The sequence below is a fragment of the Alitabrizicola rongguiensis genome (assembly GCF_021491355.1).
In the GTDB taxonomy this organism is placed as follows: Bacteria; Pseudomonadota; Alphaproteobacteria; order Rhodobacterales; family Rhodobacteraceae; genus Aliitabrizicola; species Aliitabrizicola rongguiensis.
In genome coordinates this window covers 1,019,650-1,043,455 of record NZ_JAKENF010000002.1, presented here as the reverse complement: position 1 = coordinate 1,043,455, position 23,806 = coordinate 1,019,650, and the positions used below count along the sequence as shown (strand labels likewise).

Here is a 23,806-nt window from a genome sequence, read left to right as displayed (position 1 = left end):
CGCTCAACCCTCGGACAGGCCGCCGGTGAGCAACGCCCTGCGTGACGGTGCCACCGCAATCTCGGGCTCGGGTGGCGGGGCAAGCTCGGCCTCTCGCACCGCGCGGATCTCGGCGGCGCGGTCGGTCTCGGCACGATTGCCCGGGTCGAACAGCGCGACCATCACTGCGCGCGCCACGTCCTGTGCCTGCATGTGGCTGGAGAAGTCCGCCATCGGCGAGAACAGGGAGCAGGCCTTGTAGGGTCCCGTCAGGTCTCGGTGGTTATGGAGGAATTCGTATTCGCCCGAGGGGAAGACCAGCACCTCTTTTTCGCCGGGCGTAAGCGCGGACCAGTCCTGATCCGGGCCCGGTAGAAGGACGAGGTTCATGAACCAGGGCGCGATGAGCACCCCCAGCCAGTTGCCGTCATGCGGCCGGAACGCGATCGCCTCGACATGCAGCGCGGTGTTGACCATCGGCAGACCGCGCATCTTCGACGACCAGATCTCGCGGAAATCGGCTTCGAGCGCGGCTGTCGCGCCTGCAATCATGGCCGCCTCCGCTGCCTCGGCGCTGCCCGGGTCTTCACGGACCATGAATTGGGTCTTGGGCGTGCCGCAATGCGGGCAGGACCAATCTTCGGGCAGGTCGGCAAAGGCGGTGCCGGGCATGATTTGGCGGAAGCTGTCGCCTTCGGCCGGGTCATAGGTCGTCCAGCACACCTTGCATTCCATGATGGCAAGGGGGCTGATCCTGTCATTCGCCCCCAGATACGAGCCTTCGAAGCTCATCTCAGGGCCTCCACCACTTCGCGGATGCGAGCCGCTGAATCGACCAGATCCTCGCTCGCGGCCAGAACCACCTCGGGTATGGTCGTGACCTCGAACGTATCGAGGATCAGCACATCCATGGAGTTGTAGTACTGCACCCGCCAGACATGCGGCAGCGCGGTTGCGGTGATGCGGCAGTTTCCATAGCCGCGCGACAGGACGGTCACCGCACCTTCGCCGAGTGCCTCGTCCAGCCAGGCCAGATCCTCGGCGGTATGCGGCAGAAGGGTCAGGTTGACGGCATGGGTCGCCAGCCCGGGCTGGTAGGACTGCGACTTGTCGGAGAGCTCGGAATAGAGTGCAGGCGCGTTCACGACCCCCGGGGTCCGGACCGCTCGAGCGCCCAGGGCAGGGCGGTGAGGCAGATGTGCCCGAGCCAGCGCCACCGAGGGAACGCCTGACACTTCGACCCGGTCGACGCCACTGCCTGCCAGCATCCAGACCCCTGCGAAGACGCTTTCCTGAACCGCGAGCGCCGGGACCCCGCGAACCTTCAGCGACACTTCGCCCTGTCCCATGGTTTCGGCAATCAGCTTGCGCGAGGGGTCCGGCAGCTGTGCCAGATCGAAGGCCGCAGGCCTGCCAGTCTTGGCGACGCGGTCGCAGGCTTCGGCGATCTGAGCCAGAAGACCTAGTGCAGGTGCGGCCGCACGGGCCAGTTCCGGCTCGGGCAGATGCGGGCTGTAGGTGCGCATGCCAGAGGGCATCGCAAGATAGTTCAGTTCGTCATCCTCATCCTGTAGCTGCGAGCCAGGGCCGAAGCCGATCGGGGGAAGCTGGAAATTCGAGACCATGGGTGCCTCACTGGCCAAGGATGTGGGTGGTGCGGGCAAGGTAGTCGTCCCAGTCGCGGACCTTCTCGATCGCGCCCAGGTAGCGGCCCTCGCGGAAGAACAGGAATCCGGGGGTGCGCAGCGCGCGGGCGGCCTCGCGCACCTGCGCCTCGATCACATCATCGACCAATGCGCAGTCAAAGCCGTTCTGAAAGGCGATGCGTAACTCGGGCAGGATGACCGCCGCATCCGCCGTCTCGAGGTTGCGGTTCGCGTCGCCCGGCACGAACAGGCAATGTGCGCCAGGCCGACCGGTGAACTCGGCCACATCGGACAAACTGGCAAGGCGCGGCCATCCCATCTCGGTTTCCAGCCGCATCACCAGCGGGTGCGGGCCGCGCGATGCGGCGGCGTCGGGCATGGCGAAGTCGGCGGAATGGTCGTGCATCGGGTTCACCCTTGGATTTGGCCGGCATCGAGTGCGGCCTGGAGATGAGGGGGAAGGATCGGGCCACGTGCCTCGAGATCAGCGAAGGCGTCCGCAGCGTCCCCCCCGGCCATCACGGCGGCAAGCCCATCCAGCGCGTCGCGGATCCGTCCTGCCTCATGCGCATCAATCACCGAGCGGGCGGCATCGAGAAAGCACAGCACCCAGTCGCCGGGGACGACAGGCTCGACCAGGCTGATGTCGATCAGCCGGGTCTCGCGGTCGTCGCTGGCCAAGGCCGAAATGCCGTCGACCGACAATATGCGATAGGGGATGCCCAGGCACATCAGCGGGCACCCGGCAGGAAGCGGTCGTCGCCGATGCGGCAGGCGTCTTTCTCTGATGGGCGACCGGATTCATAGGCGTCGCGGCGGATCGACGCGTCGGCAAGATCGGGCGCCGAGGTGCGCCCGGGCTCGACCGGGCTTCCCCACGCCGCAAGCTTCTGCCGCGCGATTTCAAGTGCCTCTGGGATGCAGGCCGCCGTCTGTGGCCGCAAACCGCCGCCATAGTCCTCAAGTTCGACCGGCTGACAGCCGATCAGCATCAGTCGCTTTGGGCAGACATCGAGAAGCTGCGCCGTGGCGATCACGTCCTGGAACCCGGTCTGATGCAGGCTCATCTTCTTGGCCCCCATGAAGGCGGGAACCTCGTCGCCCTCGACAATCTTCAGCGTCCCGGGGGCAAGGCCGTAGTCGACCGCATCGAAGACCATCAGCGCGTCGGCTTCTTCCAGGAAGGGCAGAAGATACAGCCCCTGCGTTCCTCCATCGAGCAGACGGACATTGGCCGGCAGAGCATAGGTTTCTGCCATCGCCTCGACGCAGCGGACGCCAAAGCCCTCATCTGCCCAAAGGACATTGCCGATCCCGAGGATCAGGATGCGATCTGCCACAGGTTCCCCTCCCTGACTGGCCAGCAGCTTTGCAGCAGTGCCATTGCACTGAATATAAACTTGGCAGCTTGGCTTGGTGAGCGAGATTGTGGAAGGCCTGTAGAATTCAGTATCTATTGGTAAGTCTTTGGAAATGAGAGAAATTTAGGATGCGAGGATCAATGAGAGTGGAAGAGTTGTTTCCAAAAATCTGCACAGATTGGATGCATGGCTTCCAAAGTCAAAACGGGCGGACCGAAGCCCGCCCGCAGCTCTGACCGGGTCGACTCGACGCCTACTCTACCCGGTCGTCCTTGAAGGTCCGATGCCCCGAGATCATCGTCGAGACGATAGACTGGCGGCTCATGATGTCTTCGCGGATCGCGGCATAGATATGGATGATCATGAAGACGACGATCGCCCACATCCCGAGGTGATGCAAAGTGTGGAGCCGCTGGCTGTTTCCGACGAGAGCAAGCAGCCAGCCCATGGCCATGTCCGGCAAGCTGCCTTGGCCCGCCCCCTCTGCATAGAGCGCCCACCCGGTTGCCAACATGAAGTTCAGCCCAAGCGTAATGAAGAAAAACATCGCAGTCTGGGCAAGCGGATTGTGCCCGACATACTTCTTCGGCTCCTTTTCAAGGAACAGGTACCAGCGGAGTTCGAAGAAGACCTCTGACCACCAGCGACGGTTGAAGATCGGCAGGTAAAACATCTGCTTGGCATGGTGATTGCCCACGAAGGCCCAGTAGATGCGGAAGAAGAAGCCGACAGTTAGAACTTGCGCCGCCGCGAAATGGGCGAAGCGGATATAGCCGAAGACGAACTGCTGATAGGCCTCGCCGATCATCATCGTCGGCGGAGGGCTTCCGATGAAGTAGCCCGTCACGATCAGAACCAGGATCGCTGCCGCATTGATCCAGTGCCACAGCCGCACCGGCGCTTCATAGACATAGACCGAGGTTCGCTTGCGGATGCTTTCGATATCCTCGGCTGTGGCATCCCCCGTCAGACGCGCCGCTTCCATAGGCTGGGGCGCTTGGGGGTTCGGAGTATGGATGGTTGCGTCGCTCATGGTCTACCCCGCCATCATCAACAAGCCGCTGCCGGCGATGACCAGCCCAAGCGCACCCTGCGCAATGCGCGCAATGCTGCGGTCCGCCACTCTGCGGGCGATGCCGATCCCGACGAGATGGATCGCAAGCGTCGAGGCCAGGAAGCCCGCCAGATAGGTCGCGACCGAGCCCGTCGCCTCGCTGGCATGGGCGAAGCCATGGGCCGAGGCGAACAGAGCGGTCATGCCGAGCGACGCGAGCGTGATCCAGCGCGACTGGCCCGGCCGCGCGGCTAGGACCAGCATCCCGAACAGGATCAACGAACCGAGGATCATCGTCTCGACGGCCGGAAAGCCGATGCCCGCCCAGGACATGCCGGCGCCGGCCGCCATTGCTGCGAGGAAGGTCGCAGCTCCGGCCCAGAACCGGTTCGGCAGCACGAAGCCCGACCAGAGGCCGACCGCGAGCATGGCCAGCAGGTGGTCTGCGCCTGTTAGCGGATGCAGGAAGCCGTGAAGGAAGCCTTGCGCATCGCCGTGGCCGGTATGCGCAAGGGCAGGGCCGGCGACCAGCGACAGGGCAGCGGTCAGTGCGAGTTTCTTCATCGGGGCCTCCTCAGCGGACTTTGACGCGGGTCAGCTCGGACCCGTCGGGTGACATGACATGCGTGGAACATGCCAGACAGGGGTCGAAACTGTGAAGCGTGCGCAGGATCTCGACGGGCTCCTCGGGGCGAGCCATGGGCGTATTCATCAGGCTGGCCTCGAAAGCGCCTATATTTCCGGCAGAATCGCGCGGCGAGCCGTTCCAGGTCGTGGGAACCACGCACTGGTAGTTCTCGATCCGCCCGTCCTTTATCTTGACCCAGTGCCCAAGCGCACCACGCGGCGCTTCGGTCATGCCTACGCCCTTGGCCTCTTTCGGCCAGGTCGAGGGATCCCATTTCGCCACGTTCGCGGTGTTGGAGTCGCCGTTCTTGATGTTGGTCATCATCTTGTCGAAGAAGTGCTTCTGCAGCCGGGTGCAGTACTCTGCCTCGAGCGCCCGGGCCGCAGTCCGGCCAAGGGTCGAGAACAGCGCATTGACCGGGACATCAAGCGCGCGGAGCAATCCGTCGACCTGGTTCTTGATGTCCTCGTGCCCCTTCGCATAGCCGACGACGTAGCGGGCGAGCGGACCCACTTCCATCGCATTGCCTTTCCAGCGCGGCGCCTTGATCCAGCTGTATTTGGCGGCCTCGTCCAACTCCTCGATGTTGGTGCGTGTGCCCTTCGCATTCGGCCCGAGTTCGTATTTCGGCTCGGTCACGCCATCCCAGGGATGCAGGCCCTTGCCCGGCTCGCCATAGGTGTACCAGCTGTGGTCGACGAACTCCTGGATCTGCTCGGGGTCGCGCGGATCGACGTCATGGACCTCGTTGAGGTTGCCGTTGATGATCGCGCCGCGCGGCAGGTGCAGTTGGTCGGCCGAAAAGTCGTTGGCATTCTCGGGGATGTCGCCATAGGCAAGCACAGACTTGCCTGACAGCCCGCCGCCATAGAGCCAGCCCTTGTAGAAACCGCCGATCGCGATGACGTCCGGAATATAGACGTTGGCCACGAATTCGGTGCACTGGTCAATGATCCGGCTGACATAGTTCAGCCGTTCCATGTTGATCGCGCCTACCGCCCCCACGCCATCGACATTGATCGGGCAGGGTACGCCGCCGACCAGCCAGTTCGGATGCGGGTTCTTGCCGCCAAAGATCGTGTGGATCTTCACGACCTCTTTCTGAAGGTCTAGCGCCTCGAGATAGTGGGTCGTGGCCATCAGGTCGGCTTCCGGCGGCAGAAGATAGGCTGGGTTGTCCCAGTAGCCGTTCTTGAACAGGCCAAGCTGGCCGGACTCGACGAATTTCTTCAGCCGGTTCTGCACGTCGCGGAAGTAGCCGGGCGAGGAGAGCGGGTGGTTCGGCCCGACCATCTGCTGCAACTCGCTCGTCGCCTTTGGATCCGCTTTCAGCGCGTTGACCGGGTTCACCCAGTCCAGTGCGTGCAGGTGGTAGAAGTGCACGATGTGATCGTGGATCTGCAGGTTCAGCTGCATGATATTGCGGATCGAGTTGGCGTTGTCCGGGATCGTGATACCTAGCGCATCCTCGACCGCGCGGACGCTGGTCAGCGCATGCGTCCCGGTGCAGACCCCGCATATGCGCTCGGTGAAGGCCCAGGCATCTCGTGGATCACGACCCTTTAGGATCACTTCCAGCCCGCGCCACATCGTGCCGGTCGAGACCGCGTTGCGGATCACGCCCTGGTCGTCGACGTTAACTTCGCAGCGCATATGCCCTTCGATCCGGCAGACCGGATCGACCACGATACGCTTGCCGGTATTGTCGAGGGTGAAGCCGTTCGGCGTGTTGATAGTCATGGCTCAGTCCTCCACCTTGTCCTGCGATTTCTTCTGCGCTCGCTTCAGCGCCGAGACGGCGGCATGGACCGCAACCCCGGCCGCCACCACGCCGGCAGAGGCCATGCCGATCTGGTCGGCATTTTCCTCGATCCCGAACTGCTTGATGGTCGTCAGGCGGTTGTAGAACCCGCCCTGATCCCAGAACCCGTCCTCGGAGCAGCCGATGCAACCGTGGCCAGACTGGATCGGGAAGGAGACGCCGTCGTTCCAGCGCACAGTCGAGCAGGCGTTATAGGTGGTCGGGCCCTTGCAGCCCATCTTGTAGAGGCAATAGCCCTTGCGCGCGTTCTCGTCGTCCCAATGCTCGACGAACTGCCCTGCGTCGAAATGCGGGCGCCGATAGCATTTGTCGTGGATGCGCTGGCTGTAGAACATCAGCGGCCGGCCCTGGCGGTCAAGCTCGGGCAGCCGGTCAAAGGTCAGCATGTAGGTGATGACGCCGGTCATAACCTCGGCGATGGGCGGGCAACCGGGCACCTTGATGATTGGCTTGTCGAGGATGACCTTGTGCACCGGCGTGGCGCGGGTCGGGTTGGGGCTAGCAGCCTGCACACAGCCGTACGAGGCGCAGGCGCCCCAGCTGATGATCGCCTTGGCGTGTTCTGCCGCCATCTTCAGCTGCTCGACGAAGGGTTTGCCGCCGACGATGCAGTACATCCCGTCTTCGTTCAGCGGCGGGTTGCCTTCGACCGCGAGGATGTAGTTGCCCTTGTACTTCTCGATAGTGTCCATCAGGGCCGCCTCGGCCTGATGACCTGCTGCTGCCATCAGCGTGTCGTCGTAATCGAGGCTGATCATCGACAGGACGACGTCCTTTGCCAGCGGATGCGCCGAACGGATGAAGCTTTCCGAGCAGCAGGTGCATTCCAGGCCATGGACCCAGATGACCGGCGTCCGAGGTTTGGTTTCCATCGCCTCGGCGATCTTCGGTACATAGGCCGGGCCAAGGCCCAGGGCGGCGGCGGTCAGCGAACAGTATTTCATGAAGCTGCGGCGGGTGATCCCCTGCCGACGCATCACGTCGTAGAAGGTTTCGATCTGGGACAAGGCTCTCCTCCCTGGGTCGCGCCGGACATGCCGGCACCTCGGTATGCAAGAGGATGCAAGGGGACGCCGGCCAATCAAACCGGAACCTGAACGCAGTGATGTGCGAACGTTTTGGCTTTTATGTCAGGGGTTTGTTTGGCGTGGCGTGGCGATTTGTCTGCGTGTGGCGATAGCTGAGTTGTCAAAGTGCTCAACGCACTGGTCAGTTGCTTTCCGCTGCCGCGATCAGCGCCTGTCCAAATGCAAGCCCGCCGTCATTCGCCGGAACGCGGGCATGCACGAGCACCGAAATGCCTTTCAGCTCGGCTAGGACGGCGCCAAGCAGGACCGGATTCTGGAAGCAGCCGCCCGACAGGGCGACTGCCCTTGCCCGCCCCGAAACGACAGCTTCTCGCGCCACACCCGCGAAGGCGCAGGCGAGCCCGGACTGGAACCCGCCCGCTAACCTTTCAGGCGGCACGCCGTCGCGGAGCCCGTGAAACACAGCTGCGATCATCGGAGCCGGTTCGATGACGCCCAACTCCGCGCCGAAGGGCAGGGGCGGTGCGGCTTCGTCGGCCATCGCTTCCAGCCGCATGGCCGCCTCGCCCTCGTAGGACTGCCGATCGGGGTAGAGACCGAGCAGCGCGGCCACCGCATCGAACAGCCGGCCAGCGGACGAAGAGAGGGGCGCGTTGAACCCGGCCGCAGCCGCAGCCCGGATCGTTTCAAGGGATCTCGACGGAAAGATCTCTCCTCCCCAGTCCGCAAGACCTGCCTGGTCCAGCCGCATGACGGCATTCCGCCAAGGCTCGACATTTGCCGCATCGCCACCGGGAAGGGGCGCCGGTCGAAGATGGGCGATCCGTTCGAAGCCGCGGTAGTCGCCGAGCAGAACCTCGCCACCCCAGACGGTGCCATCACTGCCATAGCCCGTCCCGTCAAGGATGATCCCGGCCACCGGTCCGCCGTTCATCGGCCAGAGCGCATCGCCGAGGCAGCTTGCCAGATGGGCATGGTGATGCTGCACCCTGACCAGCGGCATCCCCGACCTTTCAGCCTCGCGGGTCGAGACGTAGTCGGGATGCAGGTCGCAGGCTCCGATTGTGGGATCGTGATCGAACAGGGCGGCGCAATCGGCCAGAGCCTTGCCATACTCTTCTTGGGTGAGGGCGTCGTCAAGGTCGCCAAGATGATGCGACAGCATCGCCTGCCCGTTCTTGACCAGGCAAATGGCGGATTTCATCTGGCCGCCAAAGGCCAGAATCTGTTGCGTCGACTCGAATCCGGCAGGCAGCGGCAGGGTGCCGGGCACCCGCCCACGGCCTCGACGCAGCACCATCGGGCCCGAGGGGCAGACCCTCTCGACCGAGTCGTCCAGTCGGCGTGCAATGTCGCGGTCATGCATGAGGAAGGCGTCGGCAAAGCCTGAAAGCTTCTGCCGCGCCTCCTCATTGCCGATCACCTGCGGCTCGCCCGAAAGGTTGCCGGAGGTCATCACCAGCGGCCCGCCGAAGGCATCGATCAACAGATGGTGCAACGGCGTATAGGGGAGCATCCACCCGATCACCCCAAGCCCCGGAGCAAGACGATCGGGCAGCGGCTCCCCGGCTTTGGTCAACAGGACAATCGGCGCAGCGGGGTCGGAAAGCAGTGAGACTTCTGCCGGCGAAAGCCGGGAATGCCGAGCGATCATCTCCAGGGTAGCCATCACTGCCAGCGGCTTTGCCGGTCTCCTTTTGCGGCGACGCAGTTCGGAGATCGCGTCACCGGATCGCGCGTCGCACGCAAGATGGAACCCGCCCAGCCCTTTGACGGCGAGGATTTGCCCAGCTTCGAGCCGGCTGACAGCCAGGTCGATCGGGTTGCCCGGGATTTCCGCACCGGCTTCTTCCAGCCAGAGTCGTGGTCCGCAGGCAGGGCAGGCGACTGGTTGGGCGTGGAAACGCCGATCCGCCGGGTCGTCATACTCTGCGCGACAGTCGGAGCAGAGCGGGAAGCGCGCCATCGTCGTTTGCCCTCGGTCATATGGCAGACCGGTCAGGATCGTGAACCGTGGGCCGCAATGTGTGCAGTTGGTGAAGGCATAGCCAAAGCGCCGCTCAAGCGGATCGCGGATTTCGGCCGCGCAGGAGGGGCAGGTGGCGGCATCGGGCGTTACGCGTGTTTCGCTTCCGCGCCCCCGGCTGGCGGAAATCAGGAAATCCTGTGGTGGAAAATCGAACTGGTGTTCGGAAATCTCGATCGCGTCGATCCGGGCCAGCGGGGGCGCGCGATCCCTCAAAGCGGCAAGGAAGGTGTCCGGAACGGCAAGGCGGATGTGGATCAGGACGCCTTCCGGATCGTTGAGGACCTCACCGGCGGCCCCCGCCTCGCGCGCGATCTGCCAGACGAAGGGGCGGAAGCCGACGCCCTGCACCTGTCCGCGGACCCGAATTCGCAGGTCGTGCATCAATGAACCGTGCAAACCATGCAGGGATCGAAGCTGCGGACGATATGCTGAACCGAGATCGGAGTATCCTCGCCCTCTCGCACCTCGGCCCCGACCAGCGCCGCCTCCAGCGGGCCGGGCTGGCCCCCGGCATCGCGCGGCGAGAAATTCCAGGTCGTCGGCGCAACGATCTGATAAGAGGCGATCCGGCCCCGCTCGATCCGCAACCAGTGGCCAAGCGCCCCCCTGGCCGCTTCGACCAGCCCCGCCCCCGACCCCTCGTCCGGGGTTTCGTCCTGCAGCATGAAAGTCGCCGAGGGGTCGATGGTCGCCGCCAGGTCTTCCATCAACACCTGCGTCCGCGCCAGTTCCAGAAGGCGCGCCGCGACGCGGGCCAGCACGCCGCCCTGCCGTGCAAGATCCCGCGCAAGGGGATGGCCGTCCACCACCTGACGGGCCAGTGCACCGGTCTCGAACGTCTGCCCGCCGAGGCGAGGTGCCTTGCACCAGCTATAGGCCGGGGCGCGCATGTCTTCGTCGGGCCGGGTCTCGCCTTGCGCTGGATGAGCGGTGGGGCCCAGCATCCACGAATGACTCAGGTCCTCGGCAATCTGCGCCGGGTCAAGCGGAGACAAGTCCCCGTCCCAGACCCCCTGCCGGAAGGCATGGGTCGCGCCTAGGGGATAGGCGCCGAAACTCAGGAAGCGCCCTGACCCGACGCCAAGCCCGGCGAGGCCGGTTTCGCGTGCGATCTGGAGGAACAGACCGGCATCTCCCGCCTCCCAGCCGTGCAGGGCGTCGATGTCTGCGAGTGCAGCGAAGGCTTCGAGCGGTCCGCCGAAGACCGTCGTTTCCAGATAACGGCGGAAGGCCGCAAGAGTTGCCATGATCCGCACGCGGTCGCGCGCTGTGGGCGCGCGGGTGACGCCACCCGGTTGAAGCGCAAGCGTATGCGGCCATTTGCCGGCCATCAGGCCAAGGATGTGCATGAGGTCCGCCCGCGCCTCGACCGCCGACCTTTGGGCAGAACCCTGCATCGGCGTGAAGCGCGCCAAGGCACGATCGTGCCAAGGACGTCCCGCATAGGCCGGTCGGGTGAAATCGGGCATGAAGAAAAGGTGGAAATGCGTCAGGTGGTCTGCGGCGTTCTCGACCGCATGGATCAGCGCCGCCATCGCATCGCCCTGTGGCGTCGGCGTCAGGCCCTGCGCCGCCGCCAATGCTCGCGCTGCCGATGCCGATTGGCTGATCGAACAGATCCCGCAGATGCGCGGCGTAATGGTCAAGGCATCGCGAGGGTCCTTGCCGAGGAGCATCTGCTCGAAGCCGCGAAACAAGGGGGCATTGACATGTGCTGCGGAGACACGGTCATCCTCGATGGTCAGCTTGACTTCGAGATCGCCCTCCACCCGGTTGAAAGGGCCAACAAGCAGCGTCGATTGGTTCATCGCCGCGGCGTCCTCAGCCGGGGTGGCACCTCGATGCGGTCTGCCACCGCGTTTCGTGCGATGCGGTCGGGCGTCGCTGCCTTGGAAAGCGAGGCCAGCGCCATGAACCAGGCTTTCGGCATGTCTGACGGAAGGCCGACAGGGATTCCGGCGATCTTCGGCGTTTCGGTGAAAGGGTGGCGCGGCTCCTCGAATTCGGGCGCGGTGCAGGCAATGCAGGGGTACCCGCCGCGCGTGCAACTGCCGCCCCCATTCCAGGGGCGGATGTTGCAGTCGCCCACGGCCTGCGTGCCGACACAGCCGAGATTTTCCATCAGGCAGCCCGCCTGTGACAGGCGCCGGGCGCTGGCCTTGTATTCGTAGAACTCGTTCTTCGGGCAGGCGTGGTGGACGAGATGGTCGGCATAGAATCGCGGGCGGCCAAGGCCGTCGAGTGCGGCCGCGTCAAGATTTCCGGCCTTCAGCAGCAAAAGTGTCTCGGTCACCCAGTCCGGATGAGTGGGGCACCCCGCGACATTGATGACCGGCAATCCGGAGCGGGTCGTGAAATCACCTGCCAGTGCCCCGCCGCGATGCGAGCCTTCATATTGCAGGCCCACGGCATCTGCCGGATTGCCCCCCGCCGAAGTGATCCCTCCGAAGGCAGCACAGGTCCCCACGGCAACGACATGACCGGCACGCGGCGCGAGGCTGCGGACCCAGTCGAGCATCGACCGCCCGGTGCCACCCAGCATCTGGAACCGCCCCGTGCCCTTCGGTCCGCGCAGGATCGATCCTTCGACGCAGAGGATGTCCAGGAGGATGTCACCGCGCTCGAGGGCCTCGAGCAGATGCAGCACGTCCTGACCGCTTTCAACCGACAGGGCCGGATGCCACAGGACATTGATCCCGGCTCCGTCCAAAAGGTCGAAGACATTCGGGTCCTCGGCGCACAGAAGCGACATGGTGCAGCCGCCGCACCCGGCCGATTGCAGCCAGAGTAGGTTCACGGTGCAGTCCCCTTTGGCAGATCGAAACAGAAAGTGGCCCCGCCGTCGGGATCCACCGGCAAAAGGCGGAGTTCGCCACCATGCTCCGCCACGATCTTGTGGCTGATCGACAGGCCGAGCCCCGTGCCCTTGCCGACGATCTTGGTGGTGAAAAACGGATCGAAGATCGCATTCTCGGCGTCCTTCGGCACGCCTGCACCGTTGTCATGGACCGAAAGCGCGACGCGGTCACTGCCATCTTGCACGCCGATGGTAACCTGCCCGTCGGACCGGCCTTCCAATGCGTCGATGGCGTTCTGCACGAGGTTCATGATCACCTGCTGGATATGACCTCGCCTGCCAAACGCCATCACGATATCAGGACCGTCAAAGCGGATCTGCACGGCGCTGCGCGCCCCGCGCAGAACCCAGTTGGCCGCAACCTTCGCCGTTTCTGTCAGGTTGAAGGATTCCGACTCTCCAGAGCCGTCAGCCGAAAGTCGCCGCAAATCTTCGACGATATCGCGCACCCGCTCCGCACCTTCTCGCGCGCCCTGGACCGCATCGCGGAGGTTCTTCACCTCACGGTCCAGTTTCAGGTCTTCTCGCAGGCGGACGAGTTCTTCGCGCGTCGCACCGGCTTGTACCCGGTCGAAATAGGTCTGGAATTTGCCGGAATACCGCTCCAACGCATGGGCGTTGGCATAGACAAAGCTGATCGGGTTGTTCAATTCATGCGCGACGCCGGCCAGAAGCCGGCCAAGCGAGGCGAGTTTCTCGTTTCGTACCAGTTGGGCCTGCGCCGCCTTGAGCTCGGCATGGCTTCGTTCAAGCGCGGCATAGGTTCTGCGCAATTCGCCCACCGGCCGGCCCGTCAGGACAAGTCCCGCAACTCGCCCTCGCTCGTCGAAACGGGGGGCAAGCGACACTTCAAGCTCGGATGGCCCAGCCTCGGTTGCCAATGCAACCTCAAGCGTCACCGGCTTGCGCTCGCGCGTGACGGTCTGGATCGCCGCCTCCAGCGCCGGGACATGATGGGCTACGAACAGACCGGTGACCGGTCCGCCCTGCAGGGCTGCCAAAGGACGGCCGGTCAGGTTGGCCAGCGACGCGCTCATCTCCTCGACCAGTCCCTGCCGGTTGGTCACGATCAGCACATCCGAAGCCGAGGCGAGGATTGATCCCAGGAACCGCCGCATCGCCTCGAGTTCGGCGTTCTGGTTTTCCAGCCGCTCCTGATAGTCGACCAGATCGGCGTAAGTGCGGTCGACAGCCGAAAGCACGTCGAGCCATACGGCATCCGACAGTTCGGGCCGCTCCGGTACGAAATCGGGCGAAGGTCTGGGCATGGTAGCTCCCTCGTCCCGAAATCTACGCCCCTTCCGCCGCCGGCGTCCAGCGCGTCTGTCCCGGCGGGGACCAGACCGTCCCGGGCCACCGTGCACCCCCTGACTTGATCGGGATCAGTTGGCCTGCGGGGCAACTCGCTTACGATGAAGTCATCAAGGTGGGGGAGAAGCGAACATGAATGAGCACTCTACGCGGCCAGAGGGCGAAGCTCCTTCGGTCTGGCGGGCCGCCGACGCTGTAGAGAGTCTCAAGCGCGTTGGAGGCGACCCTTTCCTGACCATGGTTGCGAGAGGGGAGGCCCGAACGTTTAGCGGCAACGATTTCGTGCAATTGATCTACGGGGCCTGTCAGGCCCTGGAGGCACGCGGCGCTTCACGGGGCGATGTGGTGGCGATCTGGGCCCCCAATTCGGCCGCTTGGATCGCAGCCGGTCTGGCTTGCCATCTGACGGGCATCATCCTTGCCCCGCTAGACTCTCTGGTTTCCGCGAAGGAGGCGCTGGAGCAGGCCAGCGCATCACGGGCAAAACTTCTCCTCATCGAAGCCGCGGCGCGCCAGGAGTTTGAAGGGCGGATCCCGACACTTGAGATTGACGGGATCACACCGGCAGCCGCGGCCCCAGTGCTACCGATGCTGGAGGATTCTGCGCCGCTGGCGCTTTTCCGCACCTCGGGGACGACCGGAACACCCAAGAGCTTCTACCTGACGCAGGGCAATCTTGGCTGGAACGCCCGGACCATCAGCCGAAGCGGTCTGCTGAAGGTCTCGGACCGGGTGCTGATGCCTCTGCCGATGCACCATGTCTACCCTTGGATCACCGCCGTGCTGACCTCTGTCACCCTGGGCGCCAGGATCATCCTCCCGGAGAGCCCCTCGGGCCCGCACATTGCCGAGGCATTGAAGCTTTGTTCGCCGACCCTGATTGTCGGTGTGCCGAGGCTTTATGACGCGATGCTTGTCGGCTTGCGGACGCGCGCCGCATCCAAAGGAAAGCTGGCAGCACGACTCGTCGAGATGCTGATCTCTCTGTCGATCAGGTTGCGCCGGCTGACTGCCGGCAGGTTCGGCCACCAGTTGCTCGCCCCATTGAGACGCTCCGTCGGGCGCGACCTGCGGATGCTGATTTCCGGTGGCGCGAACCTGACCGCCGAGACGACGGAGACGCTCGAAGCTTTCGGATGGGACGTGCGCTCGGGCTATGGGTTGGCCGAGACGGCGGCCTCGGTCTGCGGACCGATCTCGGCGAAGCGCGCGGGATCGGTCGGAAAGCCGCTCGACGGGTGCGAAATCCGTATCGATGGCCCCGGCCAGGACGGGGTCGGTGAAATCCTCCTCATGGGTCCATCGCTGTTTTCGGGCTACCTCCAGAACCCCGAGGCGAACCGCAACGCCTTCACAGCTGACGGGTTTTTCCGTACTGGCGACCTCGGACGTGTCGACAAGGACGGCTTCCTCTTCATCACCGGTCGCATCAAGGAGCGCATTGTGCTCGCCGGAGGGGACAAGATCTTTCCCGAGGATGTCGAACGCGCTTACCTCGCCATTCCCCAGATCGGGGAAATCGGGGTTCTGGAACGGAATGGCGGACTTGTCGCCTTGGTGGTGCCGAACATGGCCGAGGTTGGCAAGTTCGATACGATCGATCCATACGATGCCATCCGCGTCGGACTAGGCTCGGTTGCGACTTCGGTGCCCTCGACCTGGCGGCTCTCGGGCTTTGCGCTGTCCCGTGAACCGTTGCCCCGGACACGCCTTGGCAAGCTGCGCCGTTTCGCTCTGCCGCAGCTCTACGAGCAGGCGCTGACCGGCCGCCGCGACGGCCCGGCCGAGGAAATGTCTGAGGCCGATCGGGCGTGGCTTGCCGGCCCTCCGCGCGACAAGGTGTGGGAGATTCTGAAGCGGGATCATGGCCAGGGGCTTGCGCTCGGCAGCCACATGCAACTGGACCTTGGCTTGGATTCCTTTGCCTGGATGACCTTGGCGGTGGCGATCGAGGAGTCAACCGGTGTTCGCCTCGAAGCGGCGGACATAGCCGCGATCGGTACGGTGCGCGACCTGCTTGAGAGGGTCAGCGAGAAGGCGGCAAACCCGATGCTGCAGGAATTGGACGAAGCCCGTTTGGCTGCGGAGAAGGCGCACTGGTTCGCCCCTCTTTCGACAATCGAACGGGTCTTCGGAGAGATCGTGTTCGCGATCAACCGCGCGACGCTGCGCCTCGGCTTCTCGCTGACGGTTTCGGGTCTCGAAAACCTGCCGCAGTCAGGCCCCTTCGTGCTCTGTCCGAACCATGTCAGCCTGATGGACCCCTCATCCGTGGCCGCTGCCCTGCCCAGGGCAGTCCGGCAGCGGACGGTCTGGGCCGCCGCGCGGTCGCGGGTGAAGGGACGCTGGCTGAAACCCAGGGCGGCGCGCGCTTTGCGGCTCTACCCGGTCGATGATTCATCGCCCGCGTCGGCGATCGGGATGGCACTGACAGCGCTTTCGGCTGGAAACGTCGTCGTCTGGTTCCCCGAAGGATGGCGGTCCGGTGACGGGCACCTCCTGCCGTTCCACGCGGGCATTGGTCATGTGATGCTCGGTTCGGACGTGCCCACCCTGCCAGTCTTCGTGAAGGGCACCTTCGAGGCCTGGCCGAGAACCTTGAAGTGGCCGAAGTTCCGTCCGGTTCACGTAGCCTTCGGTCCCCCCTGCACCCGGCAGGACCTGCTGCAGGGCAAGGCAGATGCGGACTCTCCTGCCGAAGCCATCGCCGGGGCCTTGCGCGACCGCCTGATCGATCTTGCTCGACAGAACGGCACAGAGGTTGGCTGAGATGACTGCGACATCCGCAACTCCCGAGAAGGTCATGGACAAGGCGGGCCGCCGCAGGCAGGTCCTTTACTGGTGCATGTATGACTGGGCAAACTCGGCCTACGGTGCGGTAGTCCTGTCGTTCGTCTTCGCGCCCTATTTCCTCGCGCGTGTCGCAGAAGATCCGGTGCACGGGCAGGCGCAATGGGGCTTCGCAATCTCTATCTCGGCGATCTGCGTTGCCATCCTGAGCCCGATGCTCGGCGCACTGGCTGACCAGGGCGGGCGCCGACGCACCTGGCTGGCCGTTTGCACTCTGGCTGCCATCGTGGCAACCACCGCCATGTGGTGGGTCAGACCGGACCCATCATCCCTGACCTTCGCATTGACCCTGCTTGTCGTCTCGAATGCCGGGTTCGAACTGGGCTATGTGTTCTACAATGCGCTCTTGACCGATGTGGCACCGGACGAATTGCGGGGCCGTGTGTCGGGCATGGGCTGGGCTGCCGGCTATTTCGGCGGACTCGCCTCGCTCGCTCTCGTTTACCTGATGCTCGTGATCCCCGATCCGCCGCTCTTCGGACTTGATCCGGCGCAGGCCCAGCCTGCGCGTCTGTCGAGCCCGGTCAGCGCGCTCTGGTTTCTTGTCTTCAGCGCGCCGCTGATCCTGTTCGGCCCGAAGGAGCGCCCGTCGCCGGAAAGCGCCGCGACAATCGTCCGGAAAGGACTGGCGGACATCTGGCAGACGGTCCGCCAGTTGCCGACTACCCCCTCGATTGCCTGGCTGCTTCTGGCCCACATGTTCTTTGCGGACGGGGTAAGCTCGATCTTCATCTTCGGGCCCCTCGTGGCAAAGGGCGCCTTCGGGTTCAGCGACACGCAGATGTTGTTCTTCGGTGTCTCGATCTACGTTGCTGCGGGAACGGGAGCGTTCATCTTCGGCTGGATCGACGACTGGATCGGGGCGAAACCCGTGGTCATGGTTTCGATCGTCGCCCTCGCCGTCGTCTCGGTTTCGATCGTTCTGCTGGACTCGCAGAGAGCATTCTGGATCGCCTCCTGCATCCTCGGGATCTTTTTCGGCCCTGTGCAGGCCTCCGGCCGCAGCCTGATGTCCCGCCTTGCCCCGCCCGACAAGGTGGCGAAGTACTTCGGCCTCTACGCGCTTGCGGGCCGTGCCACCGGTCCTCTGGGAGCGGCAATGATCGGTTGGGTGACGCTCGCCACTCAGAACCAGAAGGCCGGGATCGCGGTGGTCGCCGTATCCTTCGTGCTCGGCTTCCTGTTCATGCTGCCGGTCCGCGAGCCCAGGAAGCAGAAGGCCTGACGGCAGATCAGGTCGGTGAAACGTGGCGCCGGCGAACCGAGGCCGGTCGCCCGTCAAGAGTGAGCCGGCTGTCGTTCCGGGCTTTTTCCGCCACGACCTTGCCTTTCGAGACCACGAAAAGGCGGTCGGGTCGCAGACGCACGGCTTCGGTCGGTGATCCCGCATCCAGGACGACGAGGCTCGCCCTGTCTCCGACCCCAAGACCATAGCCTTCCAAGCCCATGATCGCGGCATTGCATTCGGTCACCATGGTGAAGCAGCGCGCCATCTCGGCGGGATGGGTCATCTGTGCGACATGCAGGCCCATGAAGGCCACATCCAGCATGTCGGCGGTGCCGAGCGAATACCAGGGATCCAGCACGCAGTCCTGCCCCCAGCCCACGGTGATCCCGAGTGCCTGCATTTCCTTCACTCGGGTCAGGCCGCGCCGCTTGGGAAAGGTGTCGTGCCGGCCCTGCAGCGTGATGTTTATGAGCGGGTTCGGGATTGCGGTCATGCCGCTCTCGGCGATCAGTGGAAGGAGCTTCGAGACATAGTAATTGTCCATCGAATGCATCGAGGTCAGGTGGCTGCCTGCTGCACGTAATCCCAGACCGTGGCGCGTGACTTCACGTGCCATCGTTTCGACATGGCGAGACATCGGATCATCGGTCTCGTCGCAATGGACATCCCACATCAGCCCGCGGTCTGCTGCAATGCGAGCAAGGTCGCGCATGGACTCTGCGCCTTCCTCCATGGTTCGTTCGAAATGGGGGATGCCACCGACGACATCCACGCCCATGTCCAGCGCCCGGATGACGTTCTGCCGCCCCGTCTTGGTCCGGTAGAGGCCGTCCTGGGGGAAGGCGACAAGCTGCAGGTCGATGTAGGGCGCGACGCGGCGCTTGACCTCCAACATCGCCTCGACGCCGCGCAGATGGTCAGGGGTGGTGTCGACATGCGTGCGGATCGCCAGAAGCCCCATCGATACTGCCCAGTCGCAATAGCGGAGCGCGCGGTCCACCATGTCTTCCACCGACGCGACTTCGCGAAGCTCACCCCACAGGCCGATCCCCTCCAGCAGCGTGCCCGACGCGTTGACCCGTGGCAGCCCGTAGGACAGGACCGCATCCATGTGGAAATGTGGATCGACAAAGGGGGGGGCAACGAGGTCGCCCGTGGCGTCGATCACACGGGCGGCGGGGGCATCGACATGCCCCACGGCAGCGATGCGGTCGCCCTTGATCGCAATATCGGCGGTGGTGCCATCGGGCAGCGTGCCACCCCTGACCAATAGATCGAACATCAGCGTTCCCCCTTGCTATAGGGTGTCATGAGCGCGGCAGGCACCTCGGCACGGCGCGACATCAGGATGAGGGCGAGGATGGACAGCACATAGGGCGCCATCAGGAAGACCTGATAGGGCAGGTCGGCGCCTATCGGGGTTTGCTGCAGACGGATCTGAAGCGCGTCGAAAGCGGCGAACAGGATCGCCCCCAGAACCGCCTTGCCCGGCATCCATGCTCCGAAAACCACCAGGGCCACGCAGATCCAGCCGCGGCCGTTCACCATCTCGAAAAAGAAGGACGAGAAGGCCGAGAGCGTCAGGAATGCGCCGCCCATGGCCATAAGCCCCGACCCAACGATCACCGCGCCCATGCGAAGGCCGGAAACCGAAAGTCCCTGCGCTTCCACGGCCGAGGGGTTTTCCCCCGCCGCCCGGATCGCAAGACCCAGAGGCGTGCGGAACAGGATTACGGAGACCAGCACCGCGATGGCGAAGGCAAACCAGGTGAAGGCGGTCTGGGTGAAGAGAACTTCCCCGAGGAACGGCAGGTCAGACAGGACCGGCAGGTCGAGCGGTTGGAAGGGCACAATCTTTGGTGGGCTGGTCACCTCGGGCAGCGCCAGTCGATAGGCAAACGAGCTTGTCGAGGTGGCGAGTAGGGTCACACCCAGGCCCACGACATGCTGGGAAAGGCCGAAGGGGACCGTAAGCGTTGCATGGAGAAGGCCGAATAGCATCCCGGCCGCCATGGCCACCCCAACGCCCCCCCACAGCGGCAGGCCCTGATAGACCGCAAGCCAGCCGGTGAAGGCCCCGATCACCATGATCCCCTCGATCCCGAGGTTCAGGACGCCTGCGCGTTCGCAGATGAGTTCTCCCATCGTCGCGAGAACCAGAGGAGAAGCGATGCGGATCACCGCGGCCCAGAAGCTGGCGGAAACCAGGATATCGACGAGATAGCTCATCCCCGCACCACCCGCATGCGCACGAGGAAGATCGCGAGGACCATGAAGAGAAGCGCCGAAGCCAGAAGCATGTCGGCGATATAGGTCGGCACTCCGGCGGCACGGCTCATGGCGTCCGATCCAACGAAGACGCCGGCGACGAAGATCGCCGTGCCGACCACCGCCAGCGGATTCAGAAGCGCCAGCATCGCGACGATGATGCCGGTGTAGCCGAAGCCCGGGCTCAGGTCCTGGCTGAGGTGCCCCTTCAGCCCGGCGACCTCGGACCAGCCGGCAAGGGCCGCCAGCCCTCCAGACAAGAGCGCGGTCTGGATCAGGACGCGGTTCACCGGAACTCCCATGAACCGCGCAGCACCGATATTCGATCCGACTGCCCGCATCTCGAAGCCAAAGGTCGTCCTGCGTTCTATGACATGGACAGCGACTGCGGCGATCAGTGCCAGCGCAAAACCCCAATGCAGCCGGAGGCCTTCGACGATGCGGGGCAGGCGGGCGTCCTTGATGAGGGCCGGCGATTTGGGCCAGCCCATGCCCATCGGATCCTTCATCGGCCCTTCCAACAGGTAGCTGACGAACAGGAGCATGATGAAGTTCAGGAGAAGCGTCGTGACCACTTCGTCGACGCCGAGCCGGGTCTTGAGAAGGACCGGACCCAGAAGCACCAGCGCCCCCGCCACCATCGCGGCAAGGGCAGAGACGGGAAGAACAAGCGGCGACCCGAGTGCCCCGGTTCCGAGCAGCACCGCGACGATGGCCCCGGCGTAAAGCTGCGCCTCGGCGCCTATGTTCCAGAGCTTTGCCTTGAAGGCCACGGCCACGGCGAGACCGGTGAAGATCAGCGGCGTTGCCCGGTTGAGAGTCTCGAGCAGCGCAAACCGGGACCCCACCGCGCCCGTGACAATCTGACCGAGAACTGCGAAGGGGTTGGCCCCGGCCACAAGCGCAAGCAGCGCCGCCATGAGCGTGGTCGCGGTCAGCGCAGCCGCGGGCAGGCCGATGCGCCTGGCGAGAGTTGGGTTCGGGATCGGCTCAAGCCGCATGGGTGCGCCCTTCGAAGCCCTGTCCCGCCATCCACAGGCCAAGCTCTGCCGCCGTCTTTGTTCCGCGTGGGAAGGCGGGCGAAAGTCGGCCTTCGCTCATCACATGGATCACGTCCGAAAGGCTCTGGATATCGTCGAGGTCTTCGGAAATCAGCAGAACCGCAGCTCCGGCATCCCGCGCCGCGATAAGCCGCGACTGGACATAGGCGATCGCCCCGACGTCGAGGCCCCGGACCGGCTGATTGGCAAGGATGATCCGGGGTGAGGGCTCAAGCACGCGTCCGAGAATGAGCTTCTGCATGTTGCCACCGGACAGCAGGCGGATCTGTTGAGACGGACCCTGGCAGCGCACATCGTACTTGGCGATGATATCCTTGGCGAACCGCTCTGCTGCATGCCAGTCCATCCAGCTGCGGCGGCTGAAGGGCGGGTGAGAATAGCCCTCGAGGACGGCGTTCTCGGTCAGGCTGAAATCCGAGATGGTGCCGGTCTTGTGGCGATCCTCCGGAATGCGGGCGATGTGGTGCTTGAGCGCCTGTCGCGGTGTCCAACTGCGGAGTTCTTCTCCCGCAATCTCGACCCGTCCTTCGTCCGGCCGCACCAGCCCCGACACGAGGTCGGCCAGCGCCGCCTGCCCGTTGCCGGAAACGCCTGCAAGCCCGACGATCTGCCCGGCGCAAAGGTCGATCGAGACGTCGCGCAGCCCGGTCGCCGTTCCCTTGGCAGGTGTCGATACCCGATCGAGCCGCATCAGTACGGGACCAGGCCGACGCGCCTCTGCCTTGGGCAGAGAGACTTCGCTGCCCACCATCAGTGCGGCCAGCCTTGCCCGGTCGGTCGCGTGCGTATCCACTTCTCCCACGACCTTGCCGTGCCGAAGGACGATGCACCGGTCGGCGATTGCCATGACCTCATGCAGCTTGTGGCTGATAAAGATGATGGACAGACCCGCGGCGATCGCCTTGCGAAGGGTCTCGAAGAGCGCGTCCGTTTCCTGTGGTGTAAGGACCGCAGTTGGTTCGTCCAGGATCAGGATGCGGGCGTCCCGGTAGAGCGCCTTTAGAATCTCGACGCGCTGTCTTTCGCCGACGGACAGCGTGCCGACACGCGCTTCAGGATGCACGGAAAGGCCGAAGTCACGTGACAGCGCGGCGATCCGTTCGCGGGCGGCCCTGCGTCCCCGGCCGCGCGACCAGAGGCTTTCGGTGCCGAGCGTGATGTTGTCGAGGACAGACAGGTTGTCGGCCAGGGTGAAGTGCTGGTGGACCATGCCGACGCCTGCCGCCAGAGCGGCGCGCGGATTTCCGGGCGGCAGGGGCTGACCGAAGACTTCGACGGTTCCCTCATCGGCAACGTAGTGGCCGAAGAGGATGTTCATCAGCGTGGTCTTGCCCGCTCCGTTCTCGCCAAGGAGCGCGACGACCTCCCCCCGCTTCAGGTCAAGTGTGATGCCGGAATTCGCGACCAGCGGCCCGAAGCGTTTGGCGATGCCGTCGAGGCGGAGGACATAGTCCCCCGCCTGCACGTCTGCGCGCGTCACGACGACTTCGGCTCGTTGTCGTCAATCGTCACGGTGAACGAACCATCCTTGATGGCGGCTTCCTTCTCGGCAACCTTGGCCATGACGTCCGCAGGGACCTTGCCCTCGAAGGTGCCGAGCGGAGACAGCGAGCAGCCGCCGTTCTTCATGAAGGAATAGACGCCGTAATCCGCCGCCTTGAAGGAGCCGGCATTGATCGCCTCCAGAGCGGCGTTCAGCGTCGGCTCGAAATGCCACAGCGCCGAGACGACGACTGTCTCGGGATAATCGGGCTGGGTGTTGATGACGTTGCCGATGGCGAGCACGCCCTTCTCCTTTGCCGCATCCGATACACCGAAGCGCTCGGCATAAAGCAGGTCTGCCCCTGCCTCGATCATGGCGAAGGCGGTCTCTTTTGCCTTGGGAGGATCGAACCATGAGCCAATGAACGAAATCTGGAACTTCGCGTCGGGCCGTGTCTCGCGCACGCCCGCCATGAAGGCGTTCATCAGACGGTTCACCTCCGGGATCGGGAAGCCGCCGACCATGCCGATGTTGCCGGATTTCGTCATGGCTCCGGCGACGATCCCGGACAGGTAAGAGGCATCCTGGATGAAGTTGTCGAAGACGGCGAGGTTGGGATTTGCCGCCTCGTCCGGCGGGAAGGAGGAGCCAAGCAGGAACGCGACATTAGGATACTCGGCGCAAACCTCGCGCGCTTCCTGCTCCGCGCCAAAGATCTCGCCGACGATCAGCTGCATGCCCTGCTCGCAGTACTCTCTCATCACGCGGGCATAGTCGGTATTGGCGACATTCTCAGTGAAGACATACTCGACCGCGCCGGCCGCCTTGGCAGCTTCGGCCGCCTGATGGATGCGGCTGACCCACTGCTGTTCGACGGGAACAGTATAGATGCCCGCCATCTTGACGGGACTCGCGGCCCAGACTGGTACGCTTGGCAGCGCTGTGGCCAATGTGATGGCGCCGGCGGCTAGCATTAGCCCACGGCGCGTGGGCCGGAAGTCGCGTTCGGTCATGTTGTTTGCCCCTGTTGGTTGTTATTTTACCATCTGGTAAAATGCAGCATCGATTCGCGCAACAAATGTGATGCTGATCCGCTTTGCTGCGCGAAACAATCTGGACACATTCCCGGTCCACCAAGCAGCACGAAGTGTGGTCAAAAAGGGGTCGCTCCGCGCGGCGAGATGCCAGACGACGGGCAGGT

At 64.2% G+C, this 23,806-nt stretch carries 20 protein-coding genes; 2 read left to right on the top strand and 18 right to left on the bottom strand.

From position 1 onward, the window contains the following. Nucleotides 1-3: 3 nt before the first annotated feature. The 13 genes from hybE to L0V05_RS10870 all read right to left on the bottom strand — a co-directional run bounded on the left by hybE (nt 4) and on the right by L0V05_RS10870 (nt 13,672). Nucleotides 4-771 carry a [NiFe]-hydrogenase assembly chaperone HybE gene (gene hybE, locus L0V05_RS10930; protein WP_234870347.1) on the bottom strand — a complete coding sequence of 256 codons (768 nt, stop codon included), beginning with the start codon at nt 769-771 and terminating at the stop codon, nt 4-6. Next, nucleotides 768-1,604 (bottom strand): hydrogenase expression/formation protein, encoded by an 837-nt coding sequence (locus tag L0V05_RS10925; protein WP_234870345.1) that lies wholly within the window; start codon nt 1,602-1,604, stop codon nt 768-770. Before L0V05_RS10925 ends, hybE begins: the two co-directional genes overlap by 4 nt. Before the next feature lie 7 nt (nt 1,605-1,611). After that, nucleotides 1,612-2,031: a thioredoxin domain-containing protein gene (locus tag L0V05_RS10920; protein WP_234870342.1), complete on the bottom strand. Its 420-nt coding sequence runs from the start codon at nt 2,029-2,031 to the stop codon at nt 1,612-1,614. 5 nt (nt 2,032-2,036) lie between these two features. Further along, on the bottom strand, nt 2,037-2,357 hold the full coding sequence (locus L0V05_RS10915) for a HypC/HybG/HupF family hydrogenase formation chaperone (protein ID WP_234870340.1): 321 nt from the start codon (nt 2,355-2,357) through the stop codon (nt 2,037-2,039). Next, complete coding sequence (locus L0V05_RS10910) at nt 2,357-2,965, bottom strand: HyaD/HybD family hydrogenase maturation endopeptidase (RefSeq protein ID WP_234870338.1); 609 nt, start codon at nt 2,963-2,965, stop codon at nt 2,357-2,359. Before L0V05_RS10910 ends, L0V05_RS10915 begins: the two co-directional genes overlap by 1 nt. Before the next feature lie 274 nt (nt 2,966-3,239). Next, the gene (gene cybH / locus L0V05_RS10905) at nt 3,240-4,019 is read right to left on the bottom strand and encodes a Ni/Fe-hydrogenase, b-type cytochrome subunit (RefSeq protein ID WP_234870337.1); all 780 of its coding nucleotides are present in this window, start codon (nt 4,017-4,019) and stop codon (nt 3,240-3,242) included. 3 nt (nt 4,020-4,022) lie between these two features. Further along, entirely contained in the window at nt 4,023-4,604 is a 582-nt protein-coding gene (locus L0V05_RS10900) for a HupE/UreJ family protein (protein ID WP_234870335.1), read from the bottom strand. A gap of 10 nt (nt 4,605-4,614) precedes the next feature. Beyond that, a complete protein-coding gene (locus tag L0V05_RS10895; RefSeq protein WP_234870333.1) occupies nt 4,615-6,408 on the bottom strand; it encodes a nickel-dependent hydrogenase large subunit in 1,794 nt (597 codons plus the stop codon). Between the two features lie 3 nt (nt 6,409-6,411). After that, the gene (locus L0V05_RS10890; RefSeq protein ID WP_234870331.1) at nt 6,412-7,497 is read right to left on the bottom strand and encodes a hydrogenase small subunit; all 1,086 of its coding nucleotides are present in this window, start codon (nt 7,495-7,497) and stop codon (nt 6,412-6,414) included. Nucleotides 7,498-7,699: 202 nt separating this feature from the next. After that, nucleotides 7,700-9,928: a carbamoyltransferase HypF gene (gene hypF / locus L0V05_RS10885; RefSeq protein WP_234870329.1), complete on the bottom strand. Its 2,229-nt coding sequence runs from the start codon at nt 9,926-9,928 to the stop codon at nt 7,700-7,702. Then, nucleotides 9,928-11,355, bottom strand: a complete 1,428-nt coding sequence (locus tag L0V05_RS10880; RefSeq protein ID WP_234870328.1) for a nickel-dependent hydrogenase large subunit — start codon at nt 11,353-11,355, stop codon at nt 9,928-9,930. Before L0V05_RS10880 ends, hypF begins: the two co-directional genes overlap by 1 nt. Continuing rightward, on the bottom strand, nt 11,352-12,344 hold the full coding sequence (locus L0V05_RS10875) for an NADH-quinone oxidoreductase subunit B family protein (protein WP_234870326.1): 993 nt from the start codon (nt 12,342-12,344) through the stop codon (nt 11,352-11,354). Before L0V05_RS10875 ends, L0V05_RS10880 begins: the two co-directional genes overlap by 4 nt. After that, nucleotides 12,341-13,672, bottom strand: a complete 1,332-nt coding sequence (locus L0V05_RS10870) for a sensor histidine kinase (RefSeq protein ID WP_234870324.1) — start codon at nt 13,670-13,672, stop codon at nt 12,341-12,343. The genes L0V05_RS10875 and L0V05_RS10870 overlap by 4 nt, the downstream gene beginning before the upstream one ends. Before the next feature lie 175 nt (nt 13,673-13,847). On the opposite strand from L0V05_RS10870, the gene L0V05_RS10865 reads away from it, so the two are divergent. Next, nucleotides 13,848-16,484, top strand: a complete 2,637-nt coding sequence (locus L0V05_RS10865) for an AMP-binding protein (RefSeq protein WP_319937794.1) — start codon at nt 13,848-13,850, stop codon at nt 16,482-16,484. Nucleotide 16,485: 1 nt separating this feature from the next. Then, complete coding sequence (locus L0V05_RS10860) at nt 16,486-17,790, top strand: MFS transporter (protein WP_234870320.1); 1,305 nt, start codon at nt 16,486-16,488, stop codon at nt 17,788-17,790. Nucleotides 17,791-17,797: 7 nt separating this feature from the next. On the opposite strand, the gene L0V05_RS10855 is transcribed toward L0V05_RS10860, so the two are convergent. From L0V05_RS10855 to L0V05_RS10835, 5 genes are read right to left on the bottom strand one after another with little or no spacing between them, the layout of a single operon-like run. Beyond that, nucleotides 17,798-19,075 (bottom strand): amidohydrolase family protein, encoded by a 1,278-nt coding sequence (locus L0V05_RS10855; RefSeq protein WP_234870319.1) that lies wholly within the window; start codon nt 19,073-19,075, stop codon nt 17,798-17,800. Beyond that, nucleotides 19,075-20,022 (bottom strand): ABC transporter permease, encoded by a 948-nt coding sequence (locus L0V05_RS10850; protein ID WP_234870317.1) that lies wholly within the window; start codon nt 20,020-20,022, stop codon nt 19,075-19,077. Before L0V05_RS10850 ends, L0V05_RS10855 begins: the two co-directional genes overlap by 1 nt. Next, nucleotides 20,019-21,062 carry an ABC transporter permease gene (locus L0V05_RS10845; protein ID WP_234870315.1) on the bottom strand — a complete coding sequence of 348 codons (1,044 nt, stop codon included), beginning with the start codon at nt 21,060-21,062 and terminating at the stop codon, nt 20,019-20,021. Before L0V05_RS10845 ends, L0V05_RS10850 begins: the two co-directional genes overlap by 4 nt. Next, nucleotides 21,052-22,602, bottom strand: a complete 1,551-nt coding sequence (locus L0V05_RS10840; protein WP_234870314.1) for an ABC transporter ATP-binding protein — start codon at nt 22,600-22,602, stop codon at nt 21,052-21,054. Before L0V05_RS10840 ends, L0V05_RS10845 begins: the two co-directional genes overlap by 11 nt. After that, entirely contained in the window at nt 22,599-23,618 is a 1,020-nt protein-coding gene (locus L0V05_RS10835; protein WP_234870312.1) for a BMP family protein, read from the bottom strand. The genes L0V05_RS10840 and L0V05_RS10835 overlap by 4 nt, the downstream gene beginning before the upstream one ends. Nucleotides 23,619-23,806: the final 188 nt, after the last annotated feature.

Bases quoted from the DNA above. Each gene is read 5' to 3' on its own strand.
- L0V05_RS10920 (WP_234870342.1), bottom strand. From the start codon at position 2,031: ATGCACGACCATTCCGCCGACTTCGCCATGCCCGACGCCGCCGCATCG.
- L0V05_RS10900 (WP_234870335.1), bottom strand. From the start codon at position 4,604: ATGAAGAAACTCGCACTGACCGCTGCCCTGTCGCTGGTCGCCGGCCCT.
- L0V05_RS10835 (WP_234870312.1), bottom strand. From the start codon at position 23,618: ATGACCGAACGCGACTTCCGGCCCACGCGCCGTGGGCTAATGCTAGCC.
- hypF (WP_234870329.1), bottom strand. From the start codon at position 9,928: ATGCACGACCTGCGAATTCGGGTCCGCGGACAGGTGCAGGGCGTCGGC.
- L0V05_RS10915 (WP_234870340.1), bottom strand. From the start codon at position 2,357: ATGTGCCTGGGCATCCCCTATCGCATATTGTCGGTCGACGGCATTTCG.
- L0V05_RS10845 (WP_234870315.1), bottom strand. From the start codon at position 21,062: ATGCGGCTTGAGCCGATCCCGAACCCAACTCTCGCCAGGCGCATCGGC.
- L0V05_RS10850 (WP_234870317.1), bottom strand. From the start codon at position 20,022: ATGAGCTATCTCGTCGATATCCTGGTTTCCGCCAGCTTCTGGGCCGCG.
- L0V05_RS10855 (WP_234870319.1), bottom strand. From the start codon at position 19,075: ATGTTCGATCTATTGGTCAGGGGTGGCACGCTGCCCGATGGCACCACC.
- L0V05_RS10865 (WP_319937794.1), top strand. From the start codon at position 13,848: ATGAATGAGCACTCTACGCGGCCAGAGGGCGAAGCTCCTTCGGTCTGG.
- cybH (WP_234870337.1), bottom strand. From the start codon at position 4,019: ATGAGCGACGCAACCATCCATACTCCGAACCCCCAAGCGCCCCAGCCT.
- L0V05_RS10925 (WP_234870345.1), bottom strand. From the start codon at position 1,604: ATGGTCTCGAATTTCCAGCTTCCCCCGATCGGCTTCGGCCCTGGCTCG.
- hybE (WP_234870347.1), bottom strand. From the start codon at position 771: ATGAGCTTCGAAGGCTCGTATCTGGGGGCGAATGACAGGATCAGCCCC.
- L0V05_RS10895 (WP_234870333.1), bottom strand. From the start codon at position 6,408: ATGACTATCAACACGCCGAACGGCTTCACCCTCGACAATACCGGCAAG.
- L0V05_RS10870 (WP_234870324.1), bottom strand. From the start codon at position 13,672: ATGCCCAGACCTTCGCCCGATTTCGTACCGGAGCGGCCCGAACTGTCG.
- L0V05_RS10860 (WP_234870320.1), top strand. From the start codon at position 16,486: ATGACTGCGACATCCGCAACTCCCGAGAAGGTCATGGACAAGGCGGGC.
- L0V05_RS10880 (WP_234870328.1), bottom strand. From the start codon at position 11,355: ATGAACCAATCGACGCTGCTTGTTGGCCCTTTCAACCGGGTGGAGGGC.